Source organism: Synechococcus sp. MIT S9451, assembly GCF_047304725.1.
GTDB lineage: Bacteria > Cyanobacteriota > Cyanobacteriia > PCC-6307 > Cyanobiaceae > Synechococcus_C.
This window is the reverse complement of sequence record NZ_CP138971.1, coordinates 1,930,865-1,953,368: the sequence shown is the minus strand read 5'-3', so window position 1 is coordinate 1,953,368 and position 22,504 is coordinate 1,930,865. Positions and strand designations below refer to the sequence as shown.

The following is a 22,504-nucleotide window of genomic DNA, read 5'->3' as shown; positions in this document are numbered from 1 at the left end:
ATGTCTCCAGGCCAGGCTCAGGAGCGACTGAATGACCCGAGGCCTGGGAGGCCAACGACACGCCGGAGAAGACTCTCCACTGCTGGGTGTCGTTGACATGGCTGACGAATGCATCACTTCCACCTCCAGGGGTACGTCCGGTCTAAACAAGGTGACGCAGGGATGAATGAGAGCAATCGCTTAATTCGTCGCCTGCTTTAGGTATTCCTCCTCAAGCGCGCAGGCCCAGTCAGTCCGAGGATGACTCCAACCGGAGACAGCCAATCATGCGCATGCTCAGAACCTCCTCCGGATTCACCGCTGACTTCATCCAAGGCGGTCGCTTCCGCATCTGCGACGCCGGCGATCACTGCCATGTCGTGAACGATCGCCTCACGGCCTACCGCCTTGTCACGACTGCAGAAACACGGGGCATCTCCCTGGATGCAGCCATCGCCGAACGTGACGGACGCTGAGCCGCCGTTGCCTGACCACCGACGCATCCTCTGTTTCGGTGATTCCAACACCTGGGGATTCAATCCCAATGGCAGTGGTCGAATTGCCGATGGTCTGCGCTGGCCACAGCAACTGGCAGAGAATCTCCACGAGCGTCGACCTGCCATGCAATGGCATGTCATTGAAGAAGGGCTGAATTCCCGCACCTGGCTGTTGGACGATCCCATCGGAGCAGCGCGCTATGGAGCGGATTACAGCTGCAGCGGCCGGAGCACGTTGATGACATCTCTCCACAGCCACAAACCTCTCGATACGGTGGTTCTGGCCCTCGGATGCAATGACTGCAAGGCCTATCTCAACCTTGCGGCTGAACAGATCACCACAGGGGCGCAGATTCTCATTCACGACATCCGCAGAGCCCATGACTGTGGCCCCAGAGCCATGCCAAAGCAATCTCCGGCGATCATTCTGATGACGCCTCCTGCTATCCAGATCACTCCCCAGTCCTTGGCTTGGGGATTTGAAGGCGCCGACGAGAAGTCGATTGCCCTGGCCGAGCTCTATCGCCAACTAGCGGCGGAGATGGGAGTGATCTATTTCAACGTGCAGACCGTCGCGAGCCCATCCCAGCTCGACGGCGTTCACTTCGACTGCAGCAACCAGGCATTGATCGCTGACGCTCTTGCCGAGCTCATCGCGGCCAAGGCGTGAAGGTGAGTGGCTGAAACTTCTCGATTGCAACCGTCCAGGCCCTCCCAACGATCGCCTGCAGTCCCTCCTGAAAGGCCTCGGTGTCACCTGTGTTGAGCCAAGCCGCTTTGAGCGCCGGCAGATCCTCCGGGAGACGCTCCATCGGCAACTCCACCAACAGAAAACTGGCGGGGCCCGCCGCCCGCTGCAGAGAACCCTCATCGCTGCGCTGCCAAACCCGCAGCAGCAACTCGAGAGCCAGCTCACGGGCGATCGCATGGGGATTGTCACCGGTCAAATCAGAAGCGGCATCGGCCGGCAGAGATCGTCCTCCCAGCGGCAGGGCACGGCGCCCGTTCTGCTCCATCAACGCCAGAGCAACGAGATAAGGGGCGTCAGCCATCGCGAAAAGCCTTGTTGAGCAAGCATCCTCCGCCACCGGGCCACAACCACACCACTCCTCTATAGAACACCTGTACCATTAAAGGCAGATGCATGGTTCGCGCGTTGGAGCTCCCGAACACGCCGCTGCCGCTCCGGTCCCGGCGCCGTCTGCTTGCACTCCCCCTCGCCGAAGCACGGGTAGCAGCAGGGTTCCCCTCCCCAGCCGACGACTATGTGGACGTCGGGATTGACCTGAATGAGCAGCTGATTCACCACCCCAGCAGCACGTTCTTCTTACGCGTCAGCGGCGACTCGATGATCGGTGCCGGCATCCATGACGGCGACCTGCTGGTGATCGACCGCAGCCTCGAGCCCAGGCCGGGCCGAGTGGTTGTAGCCGTGCTGGATGGCGCCTTCACGCTCAAGCGCCTGATGCGTGATGGGCATGGTCTGCACCTGGAGGCCGCCCATCCGGACTATCCAAACCTGGAGCTTCAGCGCTGCATCGATGTGCAGATCTGGGGCGTAGCCATACACGTGATCCACCCACTCTGATGCCCCAGGCCATCGCATTGATCGACGCCAACAACTTCTATGCCTCCTGCGAGCAGAGCCTCGATCCAGCTCTACAGGGGAAGCCGGTGGTGGTGCTCTCCAACAACGATGGCTGCATCGTGGCCCGCAGTGCTGAAGCACGGGCCCTGGGTATCGCGATGGGAACACCCTTCTTTCAAGCCCAACGGGAGCTGCAACGCCTGAATGTGGTGGTGCGCAGCTCTAATTACGCCCTCTACGCCGACATGAGCCAGCGTCTCATGAGCTTGCTGGAGGTCCAGGTGGAAGAGCTCGAGATCTATTCGATCGATGAAGCCTTCGCCCATCTCACCAGGCCCGCCAACGGCGATCTGAACGCATGGGCCCGGCTGCTGCGCGCCCAGATCAAACGCAACCTGGGGCTACCGATTGCCATCGGCCTGGGAAGCAGCAAAGGCCAGGCCAAGCTCGCCAACCATCTCGCCAAAGGCATGTCCTCCCATGCCGGCGTGTTTGATCTGGGGCACTGCGCCGATCCCGATCCCTGGCTGGAGGCGATCCCGATCGAAGACGTCTGGGGGATCGGCCGGAAGCTGGCCCATTGGTGCCGAAGCCGCGGCATCACCAATGCAAGGGAATTGCGCGATATGCCCACCGGCGTACTCCGGTCGAAAGCAGGCGTGGTGGGTTGTCGATTGCAGCGAGAACTGCAAGGCCAAGCGTGCCTGCCCCTTGCACTGGCACCAGCTCCGAAGCAGGAAACCTGCGTGAGTCGAAGCTTCAGCCGACCGATCACCAACATCGAAGAACTACGGGAAGCGATCGCCTCCTATGTGGTGCGCGCGGCTGAAAAACTACGCCAACAGAGACAACACACCGCTGCCCTCACGATCTACACCCGTACCAGCGCTTTCAGTCCGGGGTTTTACAGCAAAGCAGCCAGCACCAGGCTCGACTTACCCAGCAATGACACCACCGTTTTACTGAAGGCAGCACTTCCCCTGGTCACACGCATTTTTCAACCGCATCGGCCGCTGGCGAAAGCCGGCGTCCTGATGCAGCACCTCCAAGCAGCCAACCAACTACAGCACCACCTGCTGGTCCCCTGCAGCCCCAAGGAGCAACAACGACGGGAGGCGTTGATGCACACCATCGACCGACTGAATCAACGCTACGGAAACGGCACGGTCGGCTGGGCCGCCTGCGGGATGGCACCGAGCTGGATGATGCGGCGTCAGCGACTAGGGCGCGCCGCCACAACACGACTGAGCGATGTGCCGGTGGTGCGGGCCTGAATGGATCAATGCCCGCTCACCATCGCCTGCACGATCTCCTGCATTTTGGGCTCAGGAATGTTCTTGAAGATGAGATCCCTGATCCAGGCCCGGACACCGGCGGAGGTGGAACGATCAAGACTCTGGCGGGAATCTTGGATCACCGCATCGGCCACTGGCTTTCGTGCCTGCTGAAAACACTCAAAAATCTCTGGAACCGGCCGGCCCGATCCAATCAGTTCCGCCAAAGCCGCAGCATCGGCAATCGCTGCACAGGCCCCCATTCCGGCATAGGGACTGGTGGCATGGGCCGCATCACCGATCATCAAGACTCGATCGCGATACCAAGAGGAAAGAGCAAGAAGATCACCCGCCTGGGTGTACACCATCTGATCTTCATTGGTGAGATCCAAACAGTGCTGAATCAGATCGGGAATGGGGTTCAGTCGACTCAAGATCTGCTGTTTCTTCGACACGGTGGCACTGGCCTGCATCTCCGTAAATGCGGCGTACCATCGAGTTTCACCATGGCCAAGCTGGGCGACACCGGCCTTGCAACCAGGTAACCAGAAATCCATCTGATAGCCGAGGGGGAGGCCAGGAGGGATCTGATCGATCACCGCGATCCAACCTCCAGACCCCAGCATGTTCAGCGCCACATCGGGATGGAGGAACTGGCGCACAACGCTATTGGCGCCATCACAGGCGATCACCACATCAGCCTGCAAACGACGACCATCGGCGAAGGTCACCATCGCTTGTTGCGGAGTGCTGTCCACAGAGACGCATTCATCGCCAAGCCTGAGGTCATCACCCACCATCTCCGCAAGCGTCTGGGAGAGACGTAAACGGTTGACCTCATAACTATCCGCCCCATTGAGACGGGAGATCTCACCGATCGGCATATCAACCACAAACCGACCTTGACGACCGTGCATGCGGAAGACCTCCAGCGGAGCGCCAAACGCGTCCACGGGGACTCCAAGATCCTGAAGGATCTTGATGGCGTAACTCCAAATCAGAAACCCGGTGGGGTGACTCTGATAGTGGCTGTATTTTTCGTGTACCGACACCTCGATTCCCTGTCGCTTCAGGGCGATCGCGAGAGTCAAACCGGCGATGCCACCGCCGATGATTGCCACCTTGTTCACGGCAAGGGTTGACGATGCCATAGCAGCAGCACAATCACACCCCTAAAGGATGCGGGACTGAACGCAAGGTGGGGTTGGAAAAGATGCCATCTCAATCAACTGAGAGGAAAGATTGAGAGCAGATCATGAGCGCAGTTCGTGAGCGCAGTTCGTGATGGTGGATCATCAACAAGAACAACCTGCCAGCACACCCACTAGAGATCACAAGACATGGAATTCAGAAGCTGGAGAGCCTTGGTCTGCATCAGCTTGATCGGCATTGGCGCGTCAGGATTCACAGCCGCCAAGCCACGGCTCTGTCGGCTCGAAACAGCCACGACAGTCGTGCCTGTGTATTGGGCTCCTGGAGAAGGAATCAGGACCAACATCATCATCAGCGACTCCACACAGGTGGAGGTGGTCGGCTACGCGAACACCAGCTCAGGCAGACGGTGGGCGAAGGTGTTCATGGCCAATGAGATGCTTCCGGGCTGGGTGGAGGCAAACGTCCTGACCAACTGTCAGCCCGGTTGCCTCAAAGACACCTTCTTTCATGGTCCTTGCCGACCAGATCAGACATGGGAGCGCGACTGACGCCACCACAGACCCCTCAGAGGGATGAAGGTCAGCCCCAGATCAACTGCAGCTCCTGGGCTCGCTTAGACAGGATGAGCACCATGCCATTGCCATGAGCATTCAGGCCGGTCTGTTCCCGGAGCAGCACCGAACTGGCCAGAGCAATTCCACAGGTCTCAATGAACAGCACTGGCACGGTGCCTTCTTTGCCGTGCATGCTCTGTAGATCGAGGGCCTGACGCACGGCCTGCTGAGACCGCGTTGTCCCCAAACGCTCCACAAAGGAGGGCCAGAGATGGTTAACGGCCGTAAATGCCGCGAAATCGAAGGACGACTCAACCATCAGGGCAACTGCTGCACAAGGGCTTCGCTGATCATGGATGCGCTGAGAGCAATCGTCTCCAACGGATCCTCATTGTCGAGATAGGCCTCAAAGGATGAAAAGCGTTCAATCCTGGGTTCGGCTCCCTCTGCTGCGCAGGCGGCTTCCCAGTCGCCGTCTTCGGGCTTGACGGACACATAGGCCTGCAGCGCCTCCTCGAGGTCACCGCCATCGCCGATGCCCTCCCCATGCCAGAACGCTTCGAGAAATGCCGTCATCGCACAACACCGAATAGAGCAGGCCAGCGAACGATGCCGCTGTTTCAGCCATCATCGGGCTCCGGCCGCTGAACCTGATCCGGTGACCATGGCTAAAGAGCCAACAACAGTCGCTGAAGCGATATCGATGACCGAGGAGCAATCGCGAGGAGATTGCCAACACCGTCAGGTCAGGGTGTTGATCGTGGGCCTCGGGCCTGCAGGTTCCGCCTGTGGCATGGGGCTTGCTGACAGCGGGCTTGATGTGCTGGCCATCGACCGAGCCCATTTCCCCCGCGACAAGATCTGCGGTGATGCCCTGCCGCTCAATAGCCAGACCCTGATTCAGAAGCTGGGACTGAACGACCAATCACCACAGCTGCAGAAACGGAGCTTCCTGGCGGAGCAGGGCAGTGTGAGAGCCAGGCAGTACAGCAACAGAAACAGCCATCGGGGCTGGCATAGGAACGGCAATGGAATTCTGTCCGGAACACCATGCATGCAAACCGTTCGTCGCCGCGAGCTTGACCACTGGCTGATGCAGCGCTGCAAAGATCAGCAGCTCGCGATGCAATTCGGATGGCAGGCGGAGAGGCTGCACTGGGACGCCAATGAGCAGCGTTGGAAGGTGAGCGGCAGCATTCACGATCCAGCCGGACAACGAACGGGTCAGTTTGCGATCAAGGCAGAGTTCGTGGTGGGCTGCGATGGCGCCGGGTCGATGATCCAACGACACTGCCATCTGTCGCAGGGGCGACCTCTGCTTGCCTTGGCCAGTCGCTGTTATCTGGGAGACGATGCCATGGCACGCTCAGATGGTGGCTCAGGCGAGCCGATCTCCCGCATCGACTACCGCTGGCCTGGAGAAGCCACCTATGCCTGGGCCTTTGCTGTGCCGGGCGGCTACAACTGCGGCGTGGCGGCGATGCCGACACCCGAAGGTGGCCATGGATTGCGGGGAAAGGAGCTGATCCAGCGCACACGCCTCTGGATCGACCATCTGCTTGGCCAACTGGATGGTCAGAGACCGATCAAAAGGCACGATGCGACGGCCTCCTCCCAAAGGGAGATCAGAACCATGGCGATTCCGGTGTTGCATCCCATTGCTCAACTGCAGCCACCTGCGGGGGTACTGCTCACCGGGGACGCTGCCTCATTGGTCGATCCTCACCAAGGCCACGGCATCGACCGAGCCATGGAAAGCGGTGCCCTGGCCGCTGAGGTGCTTCGCAATGGGATTTCTGCAGGACTGGGCCCGCAAGAATTGACCGAGCATTTTCAAGATCGTCTACGCACCTGGATTGAGATCTGGCGGCAGGACTGGCACGCCCTGGCGCTGGAACGGATGGATGATCAGGCGCTCAATCAGGCACTAGTGGGCCTGAGCTGACCAAGCAACAGACAACACGAAGCTGCACTCAAGCCGCAGGAGGAACGTCGTCTGTGACGACCTCATTGGGATTGGCATAACCGGCGCAACGCTGCTCATCGAGGTGGGCGATGTGTTTCCGCTCGCAGTAGTAGAGCTCCTGGAAGCGGAGAGCGTCGGCATTGAGGTCTTCAAACAGGGCGTGGATGCGCTGCTCCATATCGATGTTGGCCAGTGCCTGCGGCTGATCCTGCTCCTGGGCGATCAGCGATGCGATGCAACGTTCAAGCGTCTGCAGGCGTTGCCCACCCCAGGCTTCAAGCAGATGCCGACAACGCTTCAGACTTTTCTGACGTTCGAGAACGGCAGCTGTGCCGCGCAGCTGCTGCAGAGGGTTACTCAAGGCAAGTCGCTGAAGTTCACCCGGTTCGAGCAAGGGGGTGAGCCGCGACACCAACGCACTGTTCTCAAGCAGAAGCTGATCAGTGAGCAGACGGGGCAAATCGAGGTCTGCCAGGTCCTCGCCGCTGTCCTGACCGCGACTGACGGCCTCCAGCCGGCCGGAGCCGATGTTTGTTTCCTCCAGATCGGTGAGAGTTGCCCAGAGCAGCCGGTGATGTTGCAGCGCGAAATCTTCTAATTCGCGCTGACGCAGTTCCCGCCGAATTGCACTGCGATAGGAGGGGCAGTGGAGATACAGGCGCAGGATCTCGGCCTCAGAACGCTCCCGTTGGCTGGATTCCCCCGGTTGTTCGAACCGGGCCGATCGACCATGCCAGCGCTGACCCTTCACCTGCTGTCGAAGATCCTCCTCAAGCTGCAATGCCAGTCGTCCCTGCCCACCACTGAGTCGTTCCGCGACCCGTTGGAGGTAATGGGTGCGAATCGCTGATTGGGGCAGCTTGCCCAGCAGGGCCACCAAGGCACTGACGCCCTGCTGGAACTGATCCGCTTTCGCCAGATCGCGGCCTTCAAGCACCTGCTCGATCTGCCAATCGAGCCAGAGCGGCGCCTGATCTAAGAGGGCGCGGTAATCGCCGGAGCCGTGCTCCTTGAGGTAGTCATCGGGATCCTTGCCGGAAGGCAGGTGGAGCACCCGCAACTCAAGCTGGCCCTGAAGCGCCAACTGTTCCACCTCACCAATGGCACGGTTAGCGGCCCGAACCCCGGCACCATCGGCATCAAAATTGAGCACGATGCGCTTACCGTCACTACAACGGCAGAGCTGAGTGATCTGTTGCCCACTCAGGGCTGTGCCAAGGGCTGCCACCGCATTGGTGATGCCGGCGGCATGAAGAGCAATCACATCGAAATAGCCCTCCACAACAACAGCCCGGTCGTCTTTGCGAATGGCGTTGGCAGCTCGATCGAGACCAAACAGATGCTTGCCTTTCTCGAACACCTCCGTTTCTGGGGAGTTGAGGTATTTGGGCTCGCCTCCATCCAGACTGCGACCACCGAAACCGATCACCCGACCTTGACGGTCTCGGATCGGCACCATCACCCGATGGCGGAAACGGTCATAAAAACCATTGCCACCCTTGCGGGGCACCACAAGACCGGCCGCCTCAAGGAGTTCCGGGGCCAAGCCTTCCACCTCCTGAAGGTGCTTCAGCAGGCCATCCCACTGTTCCGGGGCATAACCGAGTTCAAAGGCATCAAGAGTGGCCTCACTGAGCCCCCGGCTCTCGCGCAGATACTGCAGAGCACCCTGGCCAGCCTCACTGCGCAACTGAGTGCGGAACCAGCCCGAAGCCAAAGCCAGTGCGCGATGCAATTTCTCTCGCCGTGAGAGCTGCTGGCGGAGACGTTCCTGCTGCGGACCGTCGACGGTCTCCACAGGCAACTGATATTTGCGTGCCAGCTCCAGCACAACGTCGCTGAAGCTCTGCCGCTGCAGTTCCATCAGAAACTTGATGGAGTTCCCGCCTGCACCGCAAGAAAAGCAGTAATAGAACTGCTTGGCGGGCGACACCGTCATCGACGGCTTGCTGTCGTCATGGAACGGACAGATGCCGACGAACTCACGCCCCTTCTTCTTGAGAACGACGTGCTCACCGACCACATCAACAATGTCGGCCCGTTCCTTGACGGCGTCGATGGTGCGGGGGTGAAGACGGGGCATCGCCATGGCCCCATTCTGCGAGACCTTGCGCACATCGGTGAGGCAGCGTGCGGTGCGAAGGTTGGCCCGTGATCAACAACGGCCACGGATGCACCCTCTGCTGAATGCAATCCGAGGCAGTCAGTCGCCGAAGGAATGGCGCGCCTGCGCACTGCTGATTCTCTGCGCGCTGGCGTTCAGTGTGATGACCGTTTGCGTGAAGCAACTCGGTGGTGAGCTGCCTGTCGCAGAGATCGTGCTGGTTCGCTCATTGATCAGCATCCTGATCACCCTGGTGATGCTGAAACAAGCCCAGGTCTCCCCCTGGGGTCAGCAGCGAAGCCTGCTGCTGCTGCGTGGCGCCCTTGGCACCACGGCACTGCTCTGTTTTTTTGAGGCCCTGGCCCGTCTGCCCCTGGCAGCTGCCACCCTGCTGCAATACACCTACCCCACTCTGACGGCTCTCAGTGCCTGGGTTTGGCTAGGGGAACCGATCAGGCGACGGATCGGCCTCGCTGTGTTGCTCGGCTTGGCAGGTGTCATGCTCGTGGTGCAGCCTGAATGGATCGGAAGCCCCGTGTTGGGCTCACTGACAGGCTCAAGCACAACGAGCTTGGCTCCATCGACGGCAGCCTTACCGGCCGTAGCGGTGGTGATCGGCTTGGCTGGCGCCTTACTCACCGCTCTGGCCTACGTGAGCGTCCGACAATTGTCCGTGCGCGAACACCCGCTGGTGATCGTGTTTTATTTCCCATTGGTGTCAGTACCGGCCACGCTTCCGTTCCTCTGGGGAGACGCGATCTGGCCCAGCAGCGTGCAATGGTTTTGGCTTGTGGGTGTGGGAGTGTTCACCCAGCTCGGCCAGGTGTGGCTCACGGAAGGCTTGGCAACGCTGCCGGCGGCGCGAGCGACCTCGATCAATTACGTGCAGGTGGTCTTCGCGGCCCTCTGGGGTGTGATGTTTTTTGCTGAGCCGATCACAAGCACCATGGTGGTCGGTGCGGCTTGCGTGCTTGGAGCAACACTGATCAGCCTCAGCGCCCGTCAGCCACGCTGAGCCGCCATACGCTCAGCCAGCATCAATCGGCAGGGGGAAGGTGAGCCAGTCCTGGGATCCACCGTCACTGCTGCCAGCCGGTTGAGCCAGACGCCAGCTCTCGCCCCGCTCTCCACGCTCCAAAAACAATTCGAACGGACTATCGACTCTCACCCTGTCACCAGGCAGACGCCAATCGAAGCGCCCGGTGAGATGCAAACCACGATGGTCAGCCAATGTCATCGCTTCCTGTGACTCCACCCTGACCCGACTGACCTCAGGGGCACCAGCTGCATCGAGGTCGAGGGAGGTGGCGATGGCGGACTGGGTGAGTTCGATCTGCAAACCCAGAGCTTTGAGCAGAACGGAGCGAGGAGGCTGATTCACACCCGTACACGCCGTCATGCCCAAGCCGAGCACAACCACGCAAATCAAGGCAAGACCTCTTTGCATCCACCGTCTCAGACGGAGAACAAGGGGTGAAAGACTCGACAGGTCAGGCAGCATGGGCAGATCAGGAGCAACCCCATGATCGGCTGGCTGCAAGGGGATCGGATCGACACCTGGTCTCAAGGTGGGCGTCAGGGACTCGTCATCGCTTGCGGTGGAGTGGGTTACGAAGTTCAGTTCACATCTGGACATCGCATCAAACTGGAAGGTGAACGTCGCTGCACGGCATGGATCCATCAGGTGCAGCGCGAGGACGGATGCAGTCTGTTTGGATTTATTGAGCGACGCGAGCGGGATCTGTTCCGAACATTGATCAGCGTCAATGGTGTCGGACCCCAGATGGCTCTGGCCCTGCTCGAATGCTGTGGTGCCGAGGCTCTAGTGGAGGCGATTGTGGATGGGGATCTACGCCGTCTCAGCCAGGCCCAAGGTGTGGGGAAACGCACAGCTGAACGGCTGGCCGTGGAATTGCGCGATCGCCTCAGCGAATGGAAAACACCAGCCGCAGATAGCTTGTCGTTGGTGGATCGCAGCGATCTCAAAGCGCTACCGATTCAGGGGGACCCCCTCCAGGAGCTGCAGCAGACCCTAGAAACACTCGGCTACGAAGACTTGGAAATTCGCCGGGCGATGCGCGCCGTTGCATCAGGGGCTGAACCACCAGCAACAACTGACACCGATGGCTGGCTGCGCGAAAGCCTGCGTTGGCTCAGCCGATCATCGGCATAGGGGCAGGCGAGGGGGTAAATTGGTTGTTTGCACTGTCAGGGCCAGACGCCGCGCATGTCGCTCGATACCACTCAGAAGCAGCAACTGATCAACACGCACCAGACCCACGCCACCGATACCGGTTCGGCTGAGGTTCAGGTAGCCATGCTGACCGAGCGCATCTCGAAGCTCAGCAGCCACCTGCAGCAGAACATCCACGACTTCTCCTCCCGTCAGGGTCTGCTCAAGATGATCGGTCGCCGCAAGCGACTGCTGACCTATGTGCGTAACCAGAGCGAGCAGCGCTACAGCAATCTGATTGGCAAACTGGGCATCCGCGGCTGATTCGCCGCACCAGCAAGCTTTCTGCCATGGTCGACCAGCGCAAACCCTTGCCGTTTGAACCCAGCAGGTCAGCCGACGAGAACAGCAGCAACACAGGGCGCGCATCGGCAAAAGCGTCGTCCGAACCCATCCCCAAAGCGGTGGCGAATCGGATGGCGCGTCGTGTCGCCATTGCTACGGGTGTGCCCTCCGTGATGGGCATGGCGGTGTTTGTGATCAGCTATCTGCTGGTGAGTCGTCAGATCCTCGATATTCCACCAGGCGTCACCCTGATCAGCTCAGGCGCCTGCTTCCTGTTGGGCCTCCTGGGTTTGAGTTATGGAGTGCTGTCTGCAAGCTGGGAACCGCAGCCTGGAAGTCTGCTGGGCATTGAGCACATCAAGCCCAACATGCAACGACTGCGGTCGTCAATGAAGGCACAGAACAGCAAGACCTGATCGTCCAACTCGTGAAGGATTGCCAGGTCAGGGTGATGGGGCAGATGGGGCCCCACTAAACAGGGCTTTGGTGCTGGCTTCAAAAGCCTGCTCCTTGAGGTGACTGGCCGCCAGCTGGGCATTTTTGACACAGAACTGGGATCCCAAGCGCACATAACGCACGTCGGCCCCGTTGCGCACTGCGGCAACCACGGGAACACGCACACCAAGTTCGTCCTGTTCCGGACGGTGGGCATGCAGGCATTCCCGGAGTTTGTGCTGCACAGCCACATCACTGGCCTGATCGGGTTGGAGCTCAACCAAGAGAAGATGCAGATCATCGATCGCCCGACAGTCATCGACGATCAGTTGCACGCGTTCATCCCTGCGATCAACGACTGCCCACACCAGCAAGCGTGCTTCCGCCATCAGATGATCTGAAAGACGGGCGTAGCTCTTGGGAAACACAACGGCTTCGCAGCTGCCGGTGAGATCTTCCAGGGTTAGAACCGCCATACGGTCTCCCTTTCGCGTCGTCACCTGGCGATATTCACTCACCATGGCGATCGCACTCACCTTGGCCTTGTCGGCTTGCTCCTCAAGGCTGCCTAAACCGATCGGTGCTAGCAGCTTGGCCGGGGCGGTGAGTTGCTTGAGGGGGTGATCGGAAAGATAAAAACCAACCAGTTCCTTCTCAAGTCTGAGCTTCTCAGTGGGGTGGTAATCAGGCACAGGGGAGGCCTTCGGAGCCATGCTCAGATCATTGGCCGTCTCGCCTTCAGTCGAGGTGGCGGCAGCCATTAGATCAAACAGATTGCCCTGGCCGCTCTGCCGATCCTTTGCCCTGGAGGAGGCCCAATCGAGAAGCAGATCAAGATCCGCCATCAATTGCGCACGGTTGGCATTGAGCTCAAGAGCATCAAGAGCTCCGCAGTGAATCAGCGATTCGAGGCTGCGACGATTGAGTACCGAGGAGGGCAGGCGATCACACAGATCAGGCAGCGATTGGAACGGACCGTCGGCCTCCCGGCTCGCAATCAGATGACGGATGGCGCCATCGCCAAGATTCCGAACAGCGGAGAGTCCAAACAGGATGCGCTGCCCCGTTGGGGTGAAGTCGATGCCTGAAGCATTCACATCGGGAGGCATCACTTCAATCCCCATGGCATTGCAATTGGAGATGTAGCGCTGCACCTTGTCACTCGCTCCGGCATTCACCGTGAGCAAAGCCGCCATGTACGCCACCGGGTAGTGGGCCTTGAGGAAAGCGGTTTGATAAGTGACCGCGCCATAGGCGGTGGAATGGCTCTTGTTGAAGCAATACTCAGCAAACAGAACCATCTGATCGAAGAGTTCGTCGGCAACCTTCTCGGCAACCCCACGTTCACTGGCACCCTTCACAAAGATGCCGCGATGCTTCTGCATCTCGGACACCTTTTTCTTGCCCATCGCACGGCGGAGCAGGTCGGCTTCACCAAGGGAATAGCCCGCCAGATCCTGAGCGATCTTCATGATCTGCTCCTGATACACCATGATCCCGTAGGTCTCCTGGAGAATCGGCTCCAAGGCCTGATGAGCAAAATCAATCGCCTCACGCCCGTGCTTCCGGTTGATGAACTTGGGGATTAAGCCGGCATCCAGGGGCCCCGGTCGATAGAGGGCAAGAATCGAGGAGATGTCCTCCAGGGACGAAGGCCTTAGATCGCGCACGATCTGGCGCATGCCGCTGGATTCAAGCTGGAAGATGCCCTCCAGGTCGCCACGGGCGAGAAGAGCAAACGTGTCTGGATCCTGGGGAGGAAGCTTGTCGGGATCGATGCGCTCACCAAAATTCGACTCCACCAGTTCCAGGGTCTTGTCGATCATCGTGAGGTTCTTCAACCCCAGGAAGTCCATCTTGAGCAGGCCCATCGACTCAACGTCTTCCATGAAGTATTGAGTGATCACCTGACCGTCGTTGTTGCGCTGTAACGGCACCAATTCGTCGAGGGGATCGGCTGCGATCACCACACCTGCGGCATGCACACCGAAGGTCTTGTTGGTGCCCTCGATCCGCATCGCCATGTCAACCCATCGTTTGACCACCGGATCCTTCTGATACTTCTCGCGGAAATCGGGATTGGGCGATTCATCGCCGATCATCGCCGCCAACTTGGCTGGCTTGCCGCGGGCCACAGGGATCAGCTTGGCCAGACGATCGGCATCGCCATAGGGAATATCCAAAACGCGTGCCACATCCTTGAGCACCGCCTTTGAGGTCATGCGGTTGAAGGTGATGATCTGGGCCACCTTGTCTTCGCCGTAGCGACGGGTGACGTAATCGATCACCTCACCGCGGCGCTCGATGCAGAAGTCGGTGTCGATATCAGGCATCGACTTGCGCTCTGGATTGAGAAAACGCTCAAAGAGCAAACCGTTGCTGACTGGATCGATATTGGTGATTCCGAGGGCATAGGCCACTAAGGAGCCCGCTGCCGAGCCACGCCCTGGCCCCACAGGAATCCCCTGTTCTCTCGCAAAGCGGATGTAGTCCCAAACAACGAGGAAGTAGGTGGGGAAGCCCATCTGCTCCATGATTCCGAGCTCGTAGGTCAGGCGTTCGCCGTAGTCGGCATCGATCGATGCATCGGCAGCAAGACCCAGACGATCCCGAAGCCCCTGATCGGTCACCTCTTTGAGGTAGCTCACCGGACTATGCCCCTCAGGTATCGGGAAACGGGGCATTTGATAGCGGCCAAGGATGTCATAGTCCTCAACCTTGTCGGCCACGAGGGATGTGGTGGCAATCGCTTCTTGAACGATCTCGGGTTCGAGATGATCGGCGAACAACCGACCCATCTCCTCTTCGCTGCGAATGAACTCCGTGCCGGTGTATCGCAGCCGTTTCTCGTCGGAGATCAGCTTGCCGGTAAGCACGCACAACAGGGCATCGTGCGCCTCCACGTCATGACTTGTGAGGTAGTGGGCGTCGTTGGTGGCGATCAGACCGATTCCCAGTTCCTTGGCAATCCGAGCGATCTCCACATTGACGATCCGGTCTTCCTGAGAGCCGTGGTCCTGAATCTCCAGATAAAAATCGTCGCCGAACACGCTCTGATACCAACGAGCCACATCCCGGGCCACTTCCGGACGACCGCGCAGAATTGCCTGAGGGATTTCGCCGCCAAGACAGGCAGTGGCGATGATCAAACCTTCGCTGTATTGCTGCAACAGGTGCTTATCAATGCAAGCCCTGGAAAAGATGCCGCGGCCCCGCATGCCACGTAGGTGACTGATGCTGGTGAGCTTGACCAGATTGCGGTAGCCGGTGGCGTTCTTCGCGAGAACGACCAGGTGATAGCGACGCTCCTTCTTCTGCTGCGGATCATCGATCGATCCGTTCACCACATACATCTCATTGCCGATGATCGGCTTGATACCAGCCCCCTTGCAGAGCTTCAACAGCTCCACAGCGCCATACATCACCCCATGATCGGTGAGCGCTAAGGCGGGCATCCCCAAGGCCTTGGCCCGCTCCACCATCTGCGGCAACTGTGATGCCCCATCCAGGAGGCTGTAATCACTGTGGTTGTGAAGAGGGACGAATGCCATGCCCCCAGCCTAAGAGGCAACGCAAGATGGAGGGTGCCACCCGAACACATGACCCCAGATCTAGGGGCCATGGGGCATGATCAGGGTCAGGCAGGAATCAGAGCTCCCTGCGGTGATGCCGCCATCACCTGGGCTGACTGCTCGTACTGATGGGCCACCTGAAGCAGGCGGGACTCCTCCAGAACATTCCCGATCAGCTGCAGGCCGATGGGAAGGCCTGCACTGTCAAAACCACAGGGCACGCTGATCGCTGGCAGGCCAGCCAAATTGGCAGGGATGGTGAGCAGGTCCGCCAGGTACATCGCCAGGGGATCATCAGCATGGGCGCCATTGCGGAAGGAGGTGGTCGGCGCTGTTGGCGTCAGCAGAACGTCCACCGTCTGGTAGGCAGCATCGAAGTCACGGCGAATCAAGGTGCGCACCTGTTGAGCCTTTTTGTAATAGGCGTCGACATATCCAGCCGAGAGGGCATAGGTGCCAATCAGGATGCGACGCTGCACCTCACTGCCAAAACCCTCAGCACGGCTGCGGGATGTCATGGCAGCAAGACTGTCTGCGTCATCGGCTCGGAAGCCATACTTCACGCCGTCGTAGCGGGCCAGATTGGCGGAAGCCTCCGAGGGCGCGATGACGTAATAGGTGGCGATGCCGTCGGTAAAGCGTGGGCAGCTGACATCCACCAATTCGGCACCGAGGGCCTGAAGCTGTTCAGCTGCAGCGAGAACAGAGGCCTTGACCTCAGCAGAGAGTCCGTCTTGCTCGAAACACTCACGCACAAGGCCAACCCTCAGGCCCTTAATCGGCTTCTCCAGATCAGCGCTGTAATCAGGAACAGGCACCTTCAGGGAGGTGGAATCACGAGGGTCGTAACCCGCCATCACCTGCAGTAACGCGGCTGTATCGGCGACGTTGGAGCTGAACGGTCCAACTTGGTCGAGGGAGCTGGCAAAGGCCACCAGGCCGTAACGACTAATGCGCCCATACGTTGGTTTGAGACCGACGACGCCACAGAAGGAGGCGGGTTGACGAATCGAGCCACCCGTATCGGAACCTAGTGAGGCCATGCACGCACCCGCAGCAAGGGCAGCGGCACTCCCGCCTGAACTGCCGCCCGGCACGTGGTCAACGTTCCATGGATTGGCCGTGGGGCCGAACGCTGAGGTCTCGGTGGAGCCGCCCATGGCGAATTCATCGAGGTTGGTCTTGCCCAGCAACACTGCTCCTGCATCCCAGAGTCGGCCAGTGACCGTGGACTCGTAAGGGGGCACGAAGCCAGCAAGCATGCGACTGGCACAAGTGGTGGGAACACCTTTGGTACAGAGGTTGTCCTTAATTGCGAGAGGAACGCCCGCCAATGGAGGCAAGTCATCGCCGGCACTGCGGGCCTGATCGATGCGATCGGCATCGGCCCGGGCACGCTCAGCCGTCACCTCGAGATAGGCGTTGAGGCTTGGTTCAACGGCGGCGATACGCGCAAGATGTTGGTCCGTGAGTTCACGGGCCGACACCTCACCGCTCACCAGTTGCTGACGCCACTCGGCGATCGCCATCGTCATGGACTGCTACACAGCTGCGACGCTATCAGCCGTCGTCAGCGCTGATGGTGAATGGCTCACCACGACGACAGCGCAGAAGGGTATGGCTGATATCAGATGGTGACTCAGAGGCCACATCCTCGAGGAAAGCAGGCAGCTGCTTCTGGAGGCTGGCGCGGGTGACGAACGGTCCGAACCAGTAAGAGACATCAGGGCCCTGGGTCTCAACCCGAGCCCACCAAGCCAATCCAAGACCGTTGGCAAAACTGCGCAGCGGCCTATTCAGGAGGCCCATCAACGAAGGAAGCAGAACAGTTTCATTCTGCACTGCTTCCTAACGCGTGGCTGCACTTGATCAGGGGAGTCGAGCAGAGGATCAAAGTTCAACGCTGTCCTGGAAGGGCACCGCATCCACCTGTGGTGCACTCTGTTGGTCTCGCTCGAGTTCGAGTTCAACCTCCGAAGGATGCTGCGACCCAGCCTCGAGAGCCGGTGCGATGTCGTCAGGATTCAGCGCGACCTCAGGTGATGCAACAGGTGCATCCTCGTGGGGAGGCTGAGGCGAAGCTTCAGCAGCAGCAATCGCCTCAGGCTCTAAAGCGCTCTCAGAAACTCCAACAGTCTCAGATCCAGCAGCAGTCTCAAGCGCCTCGTCCGCTCCAGCGGCCTCGTCTGTCTTGAGGCTGGCGATCGGGTCTGAATCCAAACCAGCGCAGCGCGGCCGAATGATCGGAGGAGACGGTGCCTGACCCTTGAGATCCTTCATCCAGCCGCGTCTAGCGACTTCATACAGACACATGGCGGTCGCCACAGAGGCATTCAGGCTTGGCGTGATGCCCCGCAATGGGATCCGGATCAACTGGTCGCAGTGGCGGCGTGTGAGCAACGACAAACCGTTGCCCTCTGAACCGGTGACCACCACAAGCGGCCCCTCCAGATCGGCTTCCGGCAAGGTCACATCACCTTCTTCCGCCAAGCCAACCACGCGATAACCAGCGTCTTTAAGGCTTTCCAGAGAGCGGTTGAGATTGACGACTCTGGCCACCGGTAGATGCTCCAAAGCACCGGCGGCAACCTTGGCCACAGAGCCGGTGAGCCCAGCACTACGCCGCTGAGGCAAAACAACGCCGTGGGCACCGAGGGCTTCAGCGGAACGCACAATGGCGCCGAGATTATGGGGATCGGTGAGGCCATCCAGGGCCAACAGCAGAGGCGGCTCACCCAGCGCAGCGCAACCCTCCACCAAGGTATGCAGATCAAGCGTTTCTGCAGAAGCGGTCTGCAGAGCAATGCCTTGATGCACAGCACCGCCGCTGAGCTGACCGAGTCGCGCCCAAGTGACCTCCTCAACCAACACACCGGAGGCCTTGGCATCCCTGAGCAATTGAAGGAATTTCGGTGAGCTACGCAGCTCAGCGGTGCACCAAATCCGGTGAATCGGACGCCCGGCCTCAAGGGCTGCCTGGGTGGCATGGCGTCCCCAGAGCATGTCATCAGCCTGGGCATCGGGGGAATGGGCTAGCTCCTCACCCTGCCGCTGGGCCTGATCAAACTGATCTGGGGAGGTGTCTCGGGCCCAGCCACCACGACGGGAGCCACTCCTGAACCCTTGGCGCCCCCTGAATCGATCCGAACTCGAAGACGATCCACGCTCAGGCCTGGAGGAGAAGCGTTGGTTGGAACGCTCGGAACGATGGCTCGGGTAACGGTCGCGGGGACCACGATCGCCTGAAAACCGATCGCGGGAGGGACGGTCGTTGGAAAAGCGGTCAGATGAAGAGCGCTCACCGGGGCCACGCTCAACTGGGCCACGGTCGCGGCGATCGAAACGCTCCTTGCCTTCAAAACGCTCCTTGCCTTCAAAGCGATCCTTGCGATCAAAGCGTCCGTTTCGCTCGACGCGACCAGGCCGGCCAGGAGCTGCTTTGCGGTCAAAACGATCAAATCGCGAGCGACCACCGACGTCCGAACTGCGCTCCGAGCGGGCCTCCTGATTGAAGCGGCCATCCCTGTTAAAGCGTCCCTCTCTCTGGGGTCGTTCTCCTTGATCAAAGCGATTGCCACGGTCAAAGCGATCCCCGCGTGGAGATCGGCCATCACGGTCAGCACCGCCATCGCGGTCGACACGGCGATCGCGATCGGAACGCCCACGAAATGGCCTACCTCCAGCAGAGGAGCGAGATGCACCCCCTGGACGTCCTGCACCGGAAGAACGACCGCCACTAAAGGGACGGCCATCGCCGGAAGAACGGCGATCAGAACGGAAACTCATGAACGAAACAGAGGGCTATGACAGGTCGTTTTCGGTCTCCTCCAGTTGATCCAACAGCTCGGCAAGCCGGGCCGGATTCTGCAAAAAGAGCCAGCCAACCATTGTCTCAAATCCCGTGGCCCGTCCATACACAGATCCTTCTCCCCGGCGAGGGCCACGACCAGCCCGATTGCGACCACGACGGACAAGATCCCTTTCCTGATCGGAGAGAAAAGGATCGAGAGTGTCTAAAACCGAAGCCTGGGCGTCTGCTTTCACCTCCGCCACCACGGCCCGGTGCAAATCATCTGAGCGACCGGGATGGCGGCAATGGCGCAGACGTTGATGCAGCTCCCAAACAGCATCTCCTAACCAAGCAAGTTGTAAAGGTCCAAGCTCAGCAGCACCACCGCGGCCCTGCTGTGATCGAATCCAATCGGTCAAGCCGCCAACTTGCTGAGAGCACTATCCAGATCGGGAACGAGATGGAGGAACTCCTCCAGGCGAACCAGCTTGACGGTCTGGGCCACCCGGGCATTGCCCACGACAAGAAAGCTGCGCTTGGCGTCATTGCACTGCTTCGCCAGTTGCACCATCGCTCCGAGTCCGGAGGAATCAAGAAAATCGATCTTGCTGAGATCAATCACCAATGAAGAGGCATTGGCCTTGAGCACATCACTGACGTAGGTCAGAAATTGCTTCTCGGAATACGCATCCAACTGGCCGGTGAAGTGAAACAACAGGCAGTTGTCACGCTGCTCGAAGCCACCGCGGAGAGAAACGGTGAGTCGCTGCAGTTCAGTAATGGAAACAGTCCCCCTCAGGCGCGTTGTGCCGAAGTGTAGGGAGCTTGCAGCGGGAGGACCACCGTCAGCGACGTTCTGCCATCAGCTCAACAAAACGCGCGAAATGATGGTCCGCATCGTGGGGACCAGGACTGGCCTCAGGGTGGTACTGCACGCCGAACACCGGCTGATGCGCATGGGCCATGGCTGCCACGGTCTGATCGTTGAGATTGAGGTGGGTCACCACAACGGTGTCGGCAGGCAATGACTGGGCATCAAGGGCAAAACCATGGTTCTGACTCGTGATCTCCACTTGCCCCGTGGTGCCGCAGGGGTGATTGAGGCCGCGATGACCAAACGCGAGCTTGAAGGTGGTCCCCCCCAGCGCCAGGCCGAGAATTTGATGACCAAGGCAGATTCCGAATAACGGCAGGTTCTTCTGCTGCAGCAGTCCTTTGGCCAGGGCGATACCTCCGGTCACAGCAGAGGGGTCACCCGGTCCATTAGAGAGAAACACACCCTCGGGCTGATGGCGGATCACCTCATCCAGGGTCGTGGATGCAGGCAGAACGATTACCTCGCAACCGTGGCCCACGAGGCGATCAAGGATGGCGCGTTTAATACCAAAATCAATTGCCACAACGCGAAAAGGACGCTCGGGGCGAGGCTGGAGTCGCTGGTCGAACGCAGCGGCACAGCGACTGGTCCAGGTGTAGGCCTCTGTTGTGCTGACACGATCGGCCAGATTTAGGCCCTGCATGGATGGGGCCGATCTGAGGTCTTCGAGCAGTGCCTGGGGCGAACGTCCATCCGAACTGATCACCCCATTCATCGCGCCTGCATCGCGCAGGTGACGGACCAAGGCACGGGTGTCGATGCCATGGATACCGATCACACCGTGATGATCAAGCCAATCGGGCAGGCTCTGACTACAGCGCCAACTGCTAGCGAGCGGAGCCAGCTGACGAGCAATCAGCCCCAGGGCATGGGGTTGGTCAGCCTCTTGATCCTGATCATTCACCCCCGTGTTGCCGAGCTCCGGATAGGTGAACGTGACCAGCTGGCCGGAGTAACTGGGATCGGTCATCACTTCCTGATAACCGGTCATGCCGGTGTTGAACACCACCTCACCGACGACGCTGCCGCGCCGACCACACGCCAGCCCCTGGAACACCGTGCCATCCGCCAGCACAAGCACTGCCGGGGCCTTGGAGGTGGCAAAAGTCATGGGCAAGCAGACCCTGGGAACAACAGTTCGTCTTCTTATTGTTCCTCGCCGCCGCGCAACCCCTGGCTGAGAGTCTCAAGCCGCTGCCAAGCACGGCCTTCCTCTAGGCAGGCCAAAGCTTGCTGGGCACCAGCACGGAGATCGGTTTGAACGCCAGCAACCCAGAGCACCAAAGCAGTGTTGAAAGCCACCACATCCCGCTGCGCTGCAGTGCCACGACCCTGGAGCAGATCACGGAGGATCGTTTTGTTCATCTCAAGATCACCCCCCCTCAGGGCGGACAGCGGCGCCTCCTCCAAGCCCAGATCGGCGGGGATGATCGACTCGGAACGGAGCTGGCCGGCCTCGATGATGCGCAGATCATTCGGGCCCGCCAAGGAAGCCTCATCCAGGCCGCCGGCACCATGCACCACAACGGCTCGCTGCTGACCCAGCCGCTGAAGAGCTTCCGCCATCGGATCCAGCAGATCGGGGCGGGCAACGCCCAGAACCTGGCCATCGGGCTGGAGCGGATTCACCAGGGGCCCCAGCAGGTTGAACACTGTGCGCACGCCAAGACTGCGCCGAAGCGGAGCCAGATTGACCAGGGCGGGGTGCCAGGCAGGAGCGAACAAAAAGGTGACCCCAGCCTTAGGGAGAACATCCACCACCTGGGCGGCAGAAGCCTTCAGGTCGAGCCCCAACCCCTCAAGCACATCGGCTGATCCCACCTTGCCGCTGGCACTGCGATTGCCGTGCTTGGCCACCACCGCACCACAGGCCGCCGCGGTCAAAGCCACCGCAGTCGAAATATTGAAGGTGTCTGCGCCATCACCACCGGTGCCGCAGGTATCCACCATCAACAGATTGGGCCTCGCACAGGGCAACGGGCAGGCCTGACGCAAGACGCGGGCCATGGCAGCAAGTTCTGTGCCGTTCACAGGCCGTGCGCGAAGTGCCACAAGGAAGGCACCGGTCTGAACCGGTGTGAGCGCTTCCGATAGCCAGGCCTCCATCAAGGCTGTGGCCTCGTCATCACGAAGCGAGCCCCCCTGCAGGAGATGTTCCAACAGTTGCGGCCAGGACACGGATGGATTCGGCATGA

Annotated in this window: 25 protein-coding genes; 11 read left to right on the top strand and 14 right to left on the bottom strand. The window is 59.9% G+C overall.

Annotated elements, in window-relative coordinates; translation table 11 throughout:
* Nucleotides 1–31 precede the first annotated feature (31 nt).
* From SIB72_RS10200 to SIB72_RS10190, 3 genes are all read left to right on the top strand, one after another.
* A complete protein-coding gene (locus tag SIB72_RS10200) occupies nucleotides 32–166 on the top strand; it encodes a hypothetical protein (protein ID WP_256359596.1) in 135 nt (44 codons plus the stop codon).
* Between the two features lie 100 nt (nucleotides 167–266).
* Nucleotides 267–455 carry a hypothetical protein gene (locus SIB72_RS10195; RefSeq protein WP_115018157.1) on the top strand — a complete coding sequence of 63 codons (189 nt, stop codon included), beginning with the start codon at nucleotides 267–269 and terminating at the stop codon, nucleotides 453–455.
* The gene (locus SIB72_RS10190) at nucleotides 442–1,146 is read left to right on the top strand and encodes an SGNH/GDSL hydrolase family protein (RefSeq protein ID WP_413743802.1); all 705 of its coding nucleotides are present in this window, start codon (nucleotides 442–444) and stop codon (nucleotides 1,144–1,146) included. Before SIB72_RS10195 ends, SIB72_RS10190 begins: the two co-directional genes overlap by 14 nt.
* Here the strand turns inward: SIB72_RS10190 and SIB72_RS10185 are convergent.
* Nucleotides 1,127–1,528 carry a hypothetical protein gene (locus SIB72_RS10185; protein ID WP_115121696.1) on the bottom strand — a complete coding sequence of 134 codons (402 nt, stop codon included), beginning with the start codon at nucleotides 1,526–1,528 and terminating at the stop codon, nucleotides 1,127–1,129. The genes SIB72_RS10190 and SIB72_RS10185 overlap by 20 nt on opposite strands.
* 92 nt (nucleotides 1,529–1,620) lie before the next feature.
* Between SIB72_RS10185 and SIB72_RS10180 the strand changes: the two genes are divergently transcribed.
* Together SIB72_RS10180 and SIB72_RS10175 are read left to right on the top strand one after the other, a co-directional pair.
* Nucleotides 1,621–2,064, top strand: coding sequence for a LexA family protein (locus SIB72_RS10180; protein WP_170953972.1), 444 nt, complete (start codon nucleotides 1,621–1,623; stop codon nucleotides 2,062–2,064).
* Nucleotides 2,064–3,338 carry a Y-family DNA polymerase gene (locus tag SIB72_RS10175; protein WP_115121697.1) on the top strand — a complete coding sequence of 425 codons (1,275 nt, stop codon included), beginning with the start codon at nucleotides 2,064–2,066 and terminating at the stop codon, nucleotides 3,336–3,338. Before SIB72_RS10180 ends, SIB72_RS10175 begins: the two co-directional genes overlap by 1 nt.
* A 5-nt stretch (nucleotides 3,339–3,343) precedes the next feature.
* On the opposite strand, the gene SIB72_RS10170 is transcribed toward SIB72_RS10175, so the two are convergent.
* Entirely contained in the window at nucleotides 3,344–4,489 is a 1,146-nt protein-coding gene (locus SIB72_RS10170; protein ID WP_115121698.1) for an FAD-dependent oxidoreductase, read from the bottom strand.
* Nucleotides 4,490–4,678: 189 nt separating this feature from the next.
* Between SIB72_RS10170 and SIB72_RS10165 the strand changes: the two genes are divergently transcribed.
* Nucleotides 4,679–5,041 (top strand): hypothetical protein, encoded by a 363-nt coding sequence (locus tag SIB72_RS10165; protein WP_115121699.1) that lies wholly within the window; start codon nucleotides 4,679–4,681, stop codon nucleotides 5,039–5,041.
* A 31-nt stretch (nucleotides 5,042–5,072) separates the two neighbouring features.
* Here the strand turns inward: SIB72_RS10165 and SIB72_RS10160 are convergent, their stop codons facing one another.
* The gene (locus tag SIB72_RS10160) at nucleotides 5,073–5,366 is read right to left on the bottom strand and encodes a hypothetical protein (protein ID WP_115121700.1); all 294 of its coding nucleotides are present in this window, start codon (nucleotides 5,364–5,366) and stop codon (nucleotides 5,073–5,075) included.
* Complete coding sequence (locus tag SIB72_RS10155; RefSeq protein WP_115121701.1) at nucleotides 5,366–5,623, bottom strand: hypothetical protein; 258 nt, start codon at nucleotides 5,621–5,623, stop codon at nucleotides 5,366–5,368. The genes SIB72_RS10160 and SIB72_RS10155 overlap by 1 nt, the downstream gene beginning before the upstream one ends.
* Nucleotides 5,624–5,711: 88 nt before the next feature.
* On the opposite strand from SIB72_RS10155, the gene SIB72_RS10150 reads away from it, so the two are divergent.
* Nucleotides 5,712–6,992 (top strand): NAD(P)/FAD-dependent oxidoreductase, encoded by a 1,281-nt coding sequence (locus tag SIB72_RS10150; protein ID WP_413745103.1) that lies wholly within the window; start codon nucleotides 5,712–5,714, stop codon nucleotides 6,990–6,992.
* 28 nt (nucleotides 6,993–7,020) lie between these two features.
* On the opposite strand, the gene dnaG is transcribed toward SIB72_RS10150, so the two are convergent.
* Entirely contained in the window at nucleotides 7,021–9,102 is a 2,082-nt protein-coding gene (gene dnaG / locus SIB72_RS10145; RefSeq protein WP_115121704.1) for a DNA primase, read from the bottom strand.
* Between the two features lie 82 nt (nucleotides 9,103–9,184).
* Between dnaG and SIB72_RS10140 the strand changes: the two genes are divergently transcribed.
* On the top strand, nucleotides 9,185–10,132 hold the full coding sequence (locus SIB72_RS10140) for a DMT family transporter (RefSeq protein ID WP_413745102.1): 948 nt from the start codon (nucleotides 9,185–9,187) through the stop codon (nucleotides 10,130–10,132).
* 12 nt (nucleotides 10,133–10,144) lie between these two features.
* Here the strand turns inward: SIB72_RS10140 and SIB72_RS10135 are convergent, their stop codons facing one another.
* Complete coding sequence (locus SIB72_RS10135; protein ID WP_413743801.1) at nucleotides 10,145–10,618, bottom strand: hypothetical protein; 474 nt, start codon at nucleotides 10,616–10,618, stop codon at nucleotides 10,145–10,147.
* A gap of 21 nt (nucleotides 10,619–10,639) precedes the next feature.
* Between SIB72_RS10135 and ruvA the strand changes: the two genes are divergently transcribed.
* Genes ruvA through SIB72_RS10120 form a run of 3 tightly spaced genes read left to right on the top strand, consistent with a single transcriptional unit; the run spans nucleotide 10,640 to nucleotide 12,051 of the window.
* On the top strand, nucleotides 10,640–11,290 hold the full coding sequence (gene ruvA / locus SIB72_RS10130) for a Holliday junction branch migration protein RuvA (RefSeq protein WP_413743800.1): 651 nt from the start codon (nucleotides 10,640–10,642) through the stop codon (nucleotides 11,288–11,290).
* 54 nt (nucleotides 11,291–11,344) lie between these two features.
* Nucleotides 11,345–11,614 (top strand): 30S ribosomal protein S15, encoded by a 270-nt coding sequence (gene rpsO / locus SIB72_RS10125; RefSeq protein WP_115121707.1) that lies wholly within the window; start codon nucleotides 11,345–11,347, stop codon nucleotides 11,612–11,614.
* 26 nt (nucleotides 11,615–11,640) lie between these two features.
* Nucleotides 11,641–12,051, top strand: coding sequence for a PAM68 family protein (locus SIB72_RS10120; protein WP_413743799.1), 411 nt, complete (start codon nucleotides 11,641–11,643; stop codon nucleotides 12,049–12,051).
* Nucleotides 12,052–12,078: 27 nt separating this feature from the next.
* Here the strand turns inward: SIB72_RS10120 and SIB72_RS10115 are convergent, their stop codons facing one another.
* The 8 genes from SIB72_RS10115 to trpD form a co-directional block, all read right to left on the bottom strand.
* Nucleotides 12,079–15,621, bottom strand: coding sequence for a DNA polymerase III subunit alpha (locus SIB72_RS10115; protein ID WP_413743798.1), 3,543 nt, complete (start codon nucleotides 15,619–15,621; stop codon nucleotides 12,079–12,081).
* An 86-nt stretch (nucleotides 15,622–15,707) separates the two neighbouring features.
* Complete coding sequence (gatA, locus tag SIB72_RS10110; protein WP_413745101.1) at nucleotides 15,708–17,171, bottom strand: Asp-tRNA(Asn)/Glu-tRNA(Gln) amidotransferase subunit GatA; 1,464 nt, start codon at nucleotides 17,169–17,171, stop codon at nucleotides 15,708–15,710.
* A gap of 31 nt (nucleotides 17,172–17,202) precedes the next feature.
* A complete protein-coding gene (locus tag SIB72_RS10105) occupies nucleotides 17,203–17,451 on the bottom strand; it encodes a DUF1816 domain-containing protein (RefSeq protein ID WP_115018257.1) in 249 nt (82 codons plus the stop codon).
* 81 nt (nucleotides 17,452–17,532) lie between these two features.
* Nucleotides 17,533–19,428, bottom strand: a complete 1,896-nt coding sequence (rlmB, locus tag SIB72_RS10100; protein ID WP_413743797.1) for a 23S rRNA (guanosine(2251)-2'-O)-methyltransferase RlmB — start codon at nucleotides 19,426–19,428, stop codon at nucleotides 17,533–17,535.
* A gap of 15 nt (nucleotides 19,429–19,443) precedes the next feature.
* On the bottom strand, nucleotides 19,444–19,851 hold the full coding sequence (locus tag SIB72_RS10095; RefSeq protein WP_413743796.1) for a ribonuclease III domain-containing protein: 408 nt from the start codon (nucleotides 19,849–19,851) through the stop codon (nucleotides 19,444–19,446).
* On the bottom strand, nucleotides 19,848–20,204 hold the full coding sequence (locus tag SIB72_RS10090; protein WP_115121712.1) for an STAS domain-containing protein: 357 nt from the start codon (nucleotides 20,202–20,204) through the stop codon (nucleotides 19,848–19,850). Before SIB72_RS10090 ends, SIB72_RS10095 begins: the two co-directional genes overlap by 4 nt.
* A 73-nt stretch (nucleotides 20,205–20,277) precedes the next feature.
* Nucleotides 20,278–21,420 (bottom strand): glutamine-hydrolyzing carbamoyl-phosphate synthase small subunit, encoded by a 1,143-nt coding sequence (carA, locus tag SIB72_RS10085; protein WP_413743795.1) that lies wholly within the window; start codon nucleotides 21,418–21,420, stop codon nucleotides 20,278–20,280.
* Between the two features lie 35 nt (nucleotides 21,421–21,455).
* The gene (gene trpD, locus SIB72_RS10080) at nucleotides 21,456–22,502 is read right to left on the bottom strand and encodes an anthranilate phosphoribosyltransferase (protein WP_115121714.1); all 1,047 of its coding nucleotides are present in this window, start codon (nucleotides 22,500–22,502) and stop codon (nucleotides 21,456–21,458) included.
* Nucleotides 22,503–22,504: the final 2 nt, after the last annotated feature.

Bases quoted from the DNA above. Each gene is read 5' to 3' on its own strand.
- SIB72_RS10200 (WP_256359596.1), top strand. From the start codon at position 32: ATGACCCGAGGCCTGGGAGGCCAACGACACGCCGGAGAAGACTCTCCA.
- SIB72_RS10195 (WP_115018157.1), top strand. From the start codon at position 267: ATGCGCATGCTCAGAACCTCCTCCGGATTCACCGCTGACTTCATCCAA.
- SIB72_RS10185 (WP_115121696.1), bottom strand. From the start codon at position 1,528: ATGGCTGACGCCCCTTATCTCGTTGCTCTGGCGTTGATGGAGCAGAAC.
- SIB72_RS10180 (WP_170953972.1), top strand. From the start codon at position 1,621: ATGGTTCGCGCGTTGGAGCTCCCGAACACGCCGCTGCCGCTCCGGTCC.
- SIB72_RS10175 (WP_115121697.1), top strand. From the start codon at position 2,064: ATGCCCCAGGCCATCGCATTGATCGACGCCAACAACTTCTATGCCTCC.
- SIB72_RS10170 (WP_115121698.1), bottom strand. From the start codon at position 4,489: ATGGCATCGTCAACCCTTGCCGTGAACAAGGTGGCAATCATCGGCGGT.
- SIB72_RS10165 (WP_115121699.1), top strand. From the start codon at position 4,679: ATGGAATTCAGAAGCTGGAGAGCCTTGGTCTGCATCAGCTTGATCGGC.
- SIB72_RS10160 (WP_115121700.1), bottom strand. From the start codon at position 5,366: ATGGTTGAGTCGTCCTTCGATTTCGCGGCATTTACGGCCGTTAACCAT.
- SIB72_RS10155 (WP_115121701.1), bottom strand. From the start codon at position 5,623: ATGACGGCATTTCTCGAAGCGTTCTGGCATGGGGAGGGCATCGGCGAT.
- SIB72_RS10150 (WP_413745103.1), top strand. From the start codon at position 5,712: ATGGCTAAAGAGCCAACAACAGTCGCTGAAGCGATATCGATGACCGAG.
- dnaG (WP_115121704.1), bottom strand. From the start codon at position 9,102: ATGGCGATGCCCCGTCTTCACCCCCGCACCATCGACGCCGTCAAGGAA.
- SIB72_RS10140 (WP_413745102.1), top strand. From the start codon at position 9,185: ATGCACCCTCTGCTGAATGCAATCCGAGGCAGTCAGTCGCCGAAGGAA.
- SIB72_RS10135 (WP_413743801.1), bottom strand. From the start codon at position 10,618: ATGCTGCCTGACCTGTCGAGTCTTTCACCCCTTGTTCTCCGTCTGAGA.
- ruvA (WP_413743800.1), top strand. From the start codon at position 10,640: ATGATCGGCTGGCTGCAAGGGGATCGGATCGACACCTGGTCTCAAGGT.
- rpsO (WP_115121707.1), top strand. From the start codon at position 11,345: ATGTCGCTCGATACCACTCAGAAGCAGCAACTGATCAACACGCACCAG.
- SIB72_RS10120 (WP_413743799.1), top strand. From the start codon at position 11,641: ATGGTCGACCAGCGCAAACCCTTGCCGTTTGAACCCAGCAGGTCAGCC.
- SIB72_RS10115 (WP_413743798.1), bottom strand. From the start codon at position 15,621: ATGGCATTCGTCCCTCTTCACAACCACAGTGATTACAGCCTCCTGGAT.
- gatA (WP_413745101.1), bottom strand. From the start codon at position 17,171: ATGGCGATCGCCGAGTGGCGTCAGCAACTGGTGAGCGGTGAGGTGTCG.
- SIB72_RS10105 (WP_115018257.1), bottom strand. From the start codon at position 17,451: ATGGGCCTCCTGAATAGGCCGCTGCGCAGTTTTGCCAACGGTCTTGGA.
- rlmB (WP_413743797.1), bottom strand. From the start codon at position 19,428: ATGAGTTTCCGTTCTGATCGCCGTTCTTCCGGCGATGGCCGTCCCTTT.
- carA (WP_413743795.1), bottom strand. From the start codon at position 21,420: ATGACTTTTGCCACCTCCAAGGCCCCGGCAGTGCTTGTGCTGGCGGAT.
- trpD (WP_115121714.1), bottom strand. From the start codon at position 22,502: ATGCCGAATCCATCCGTGTCCTGGCCGCAACTGTTGGAACATCTCCTG.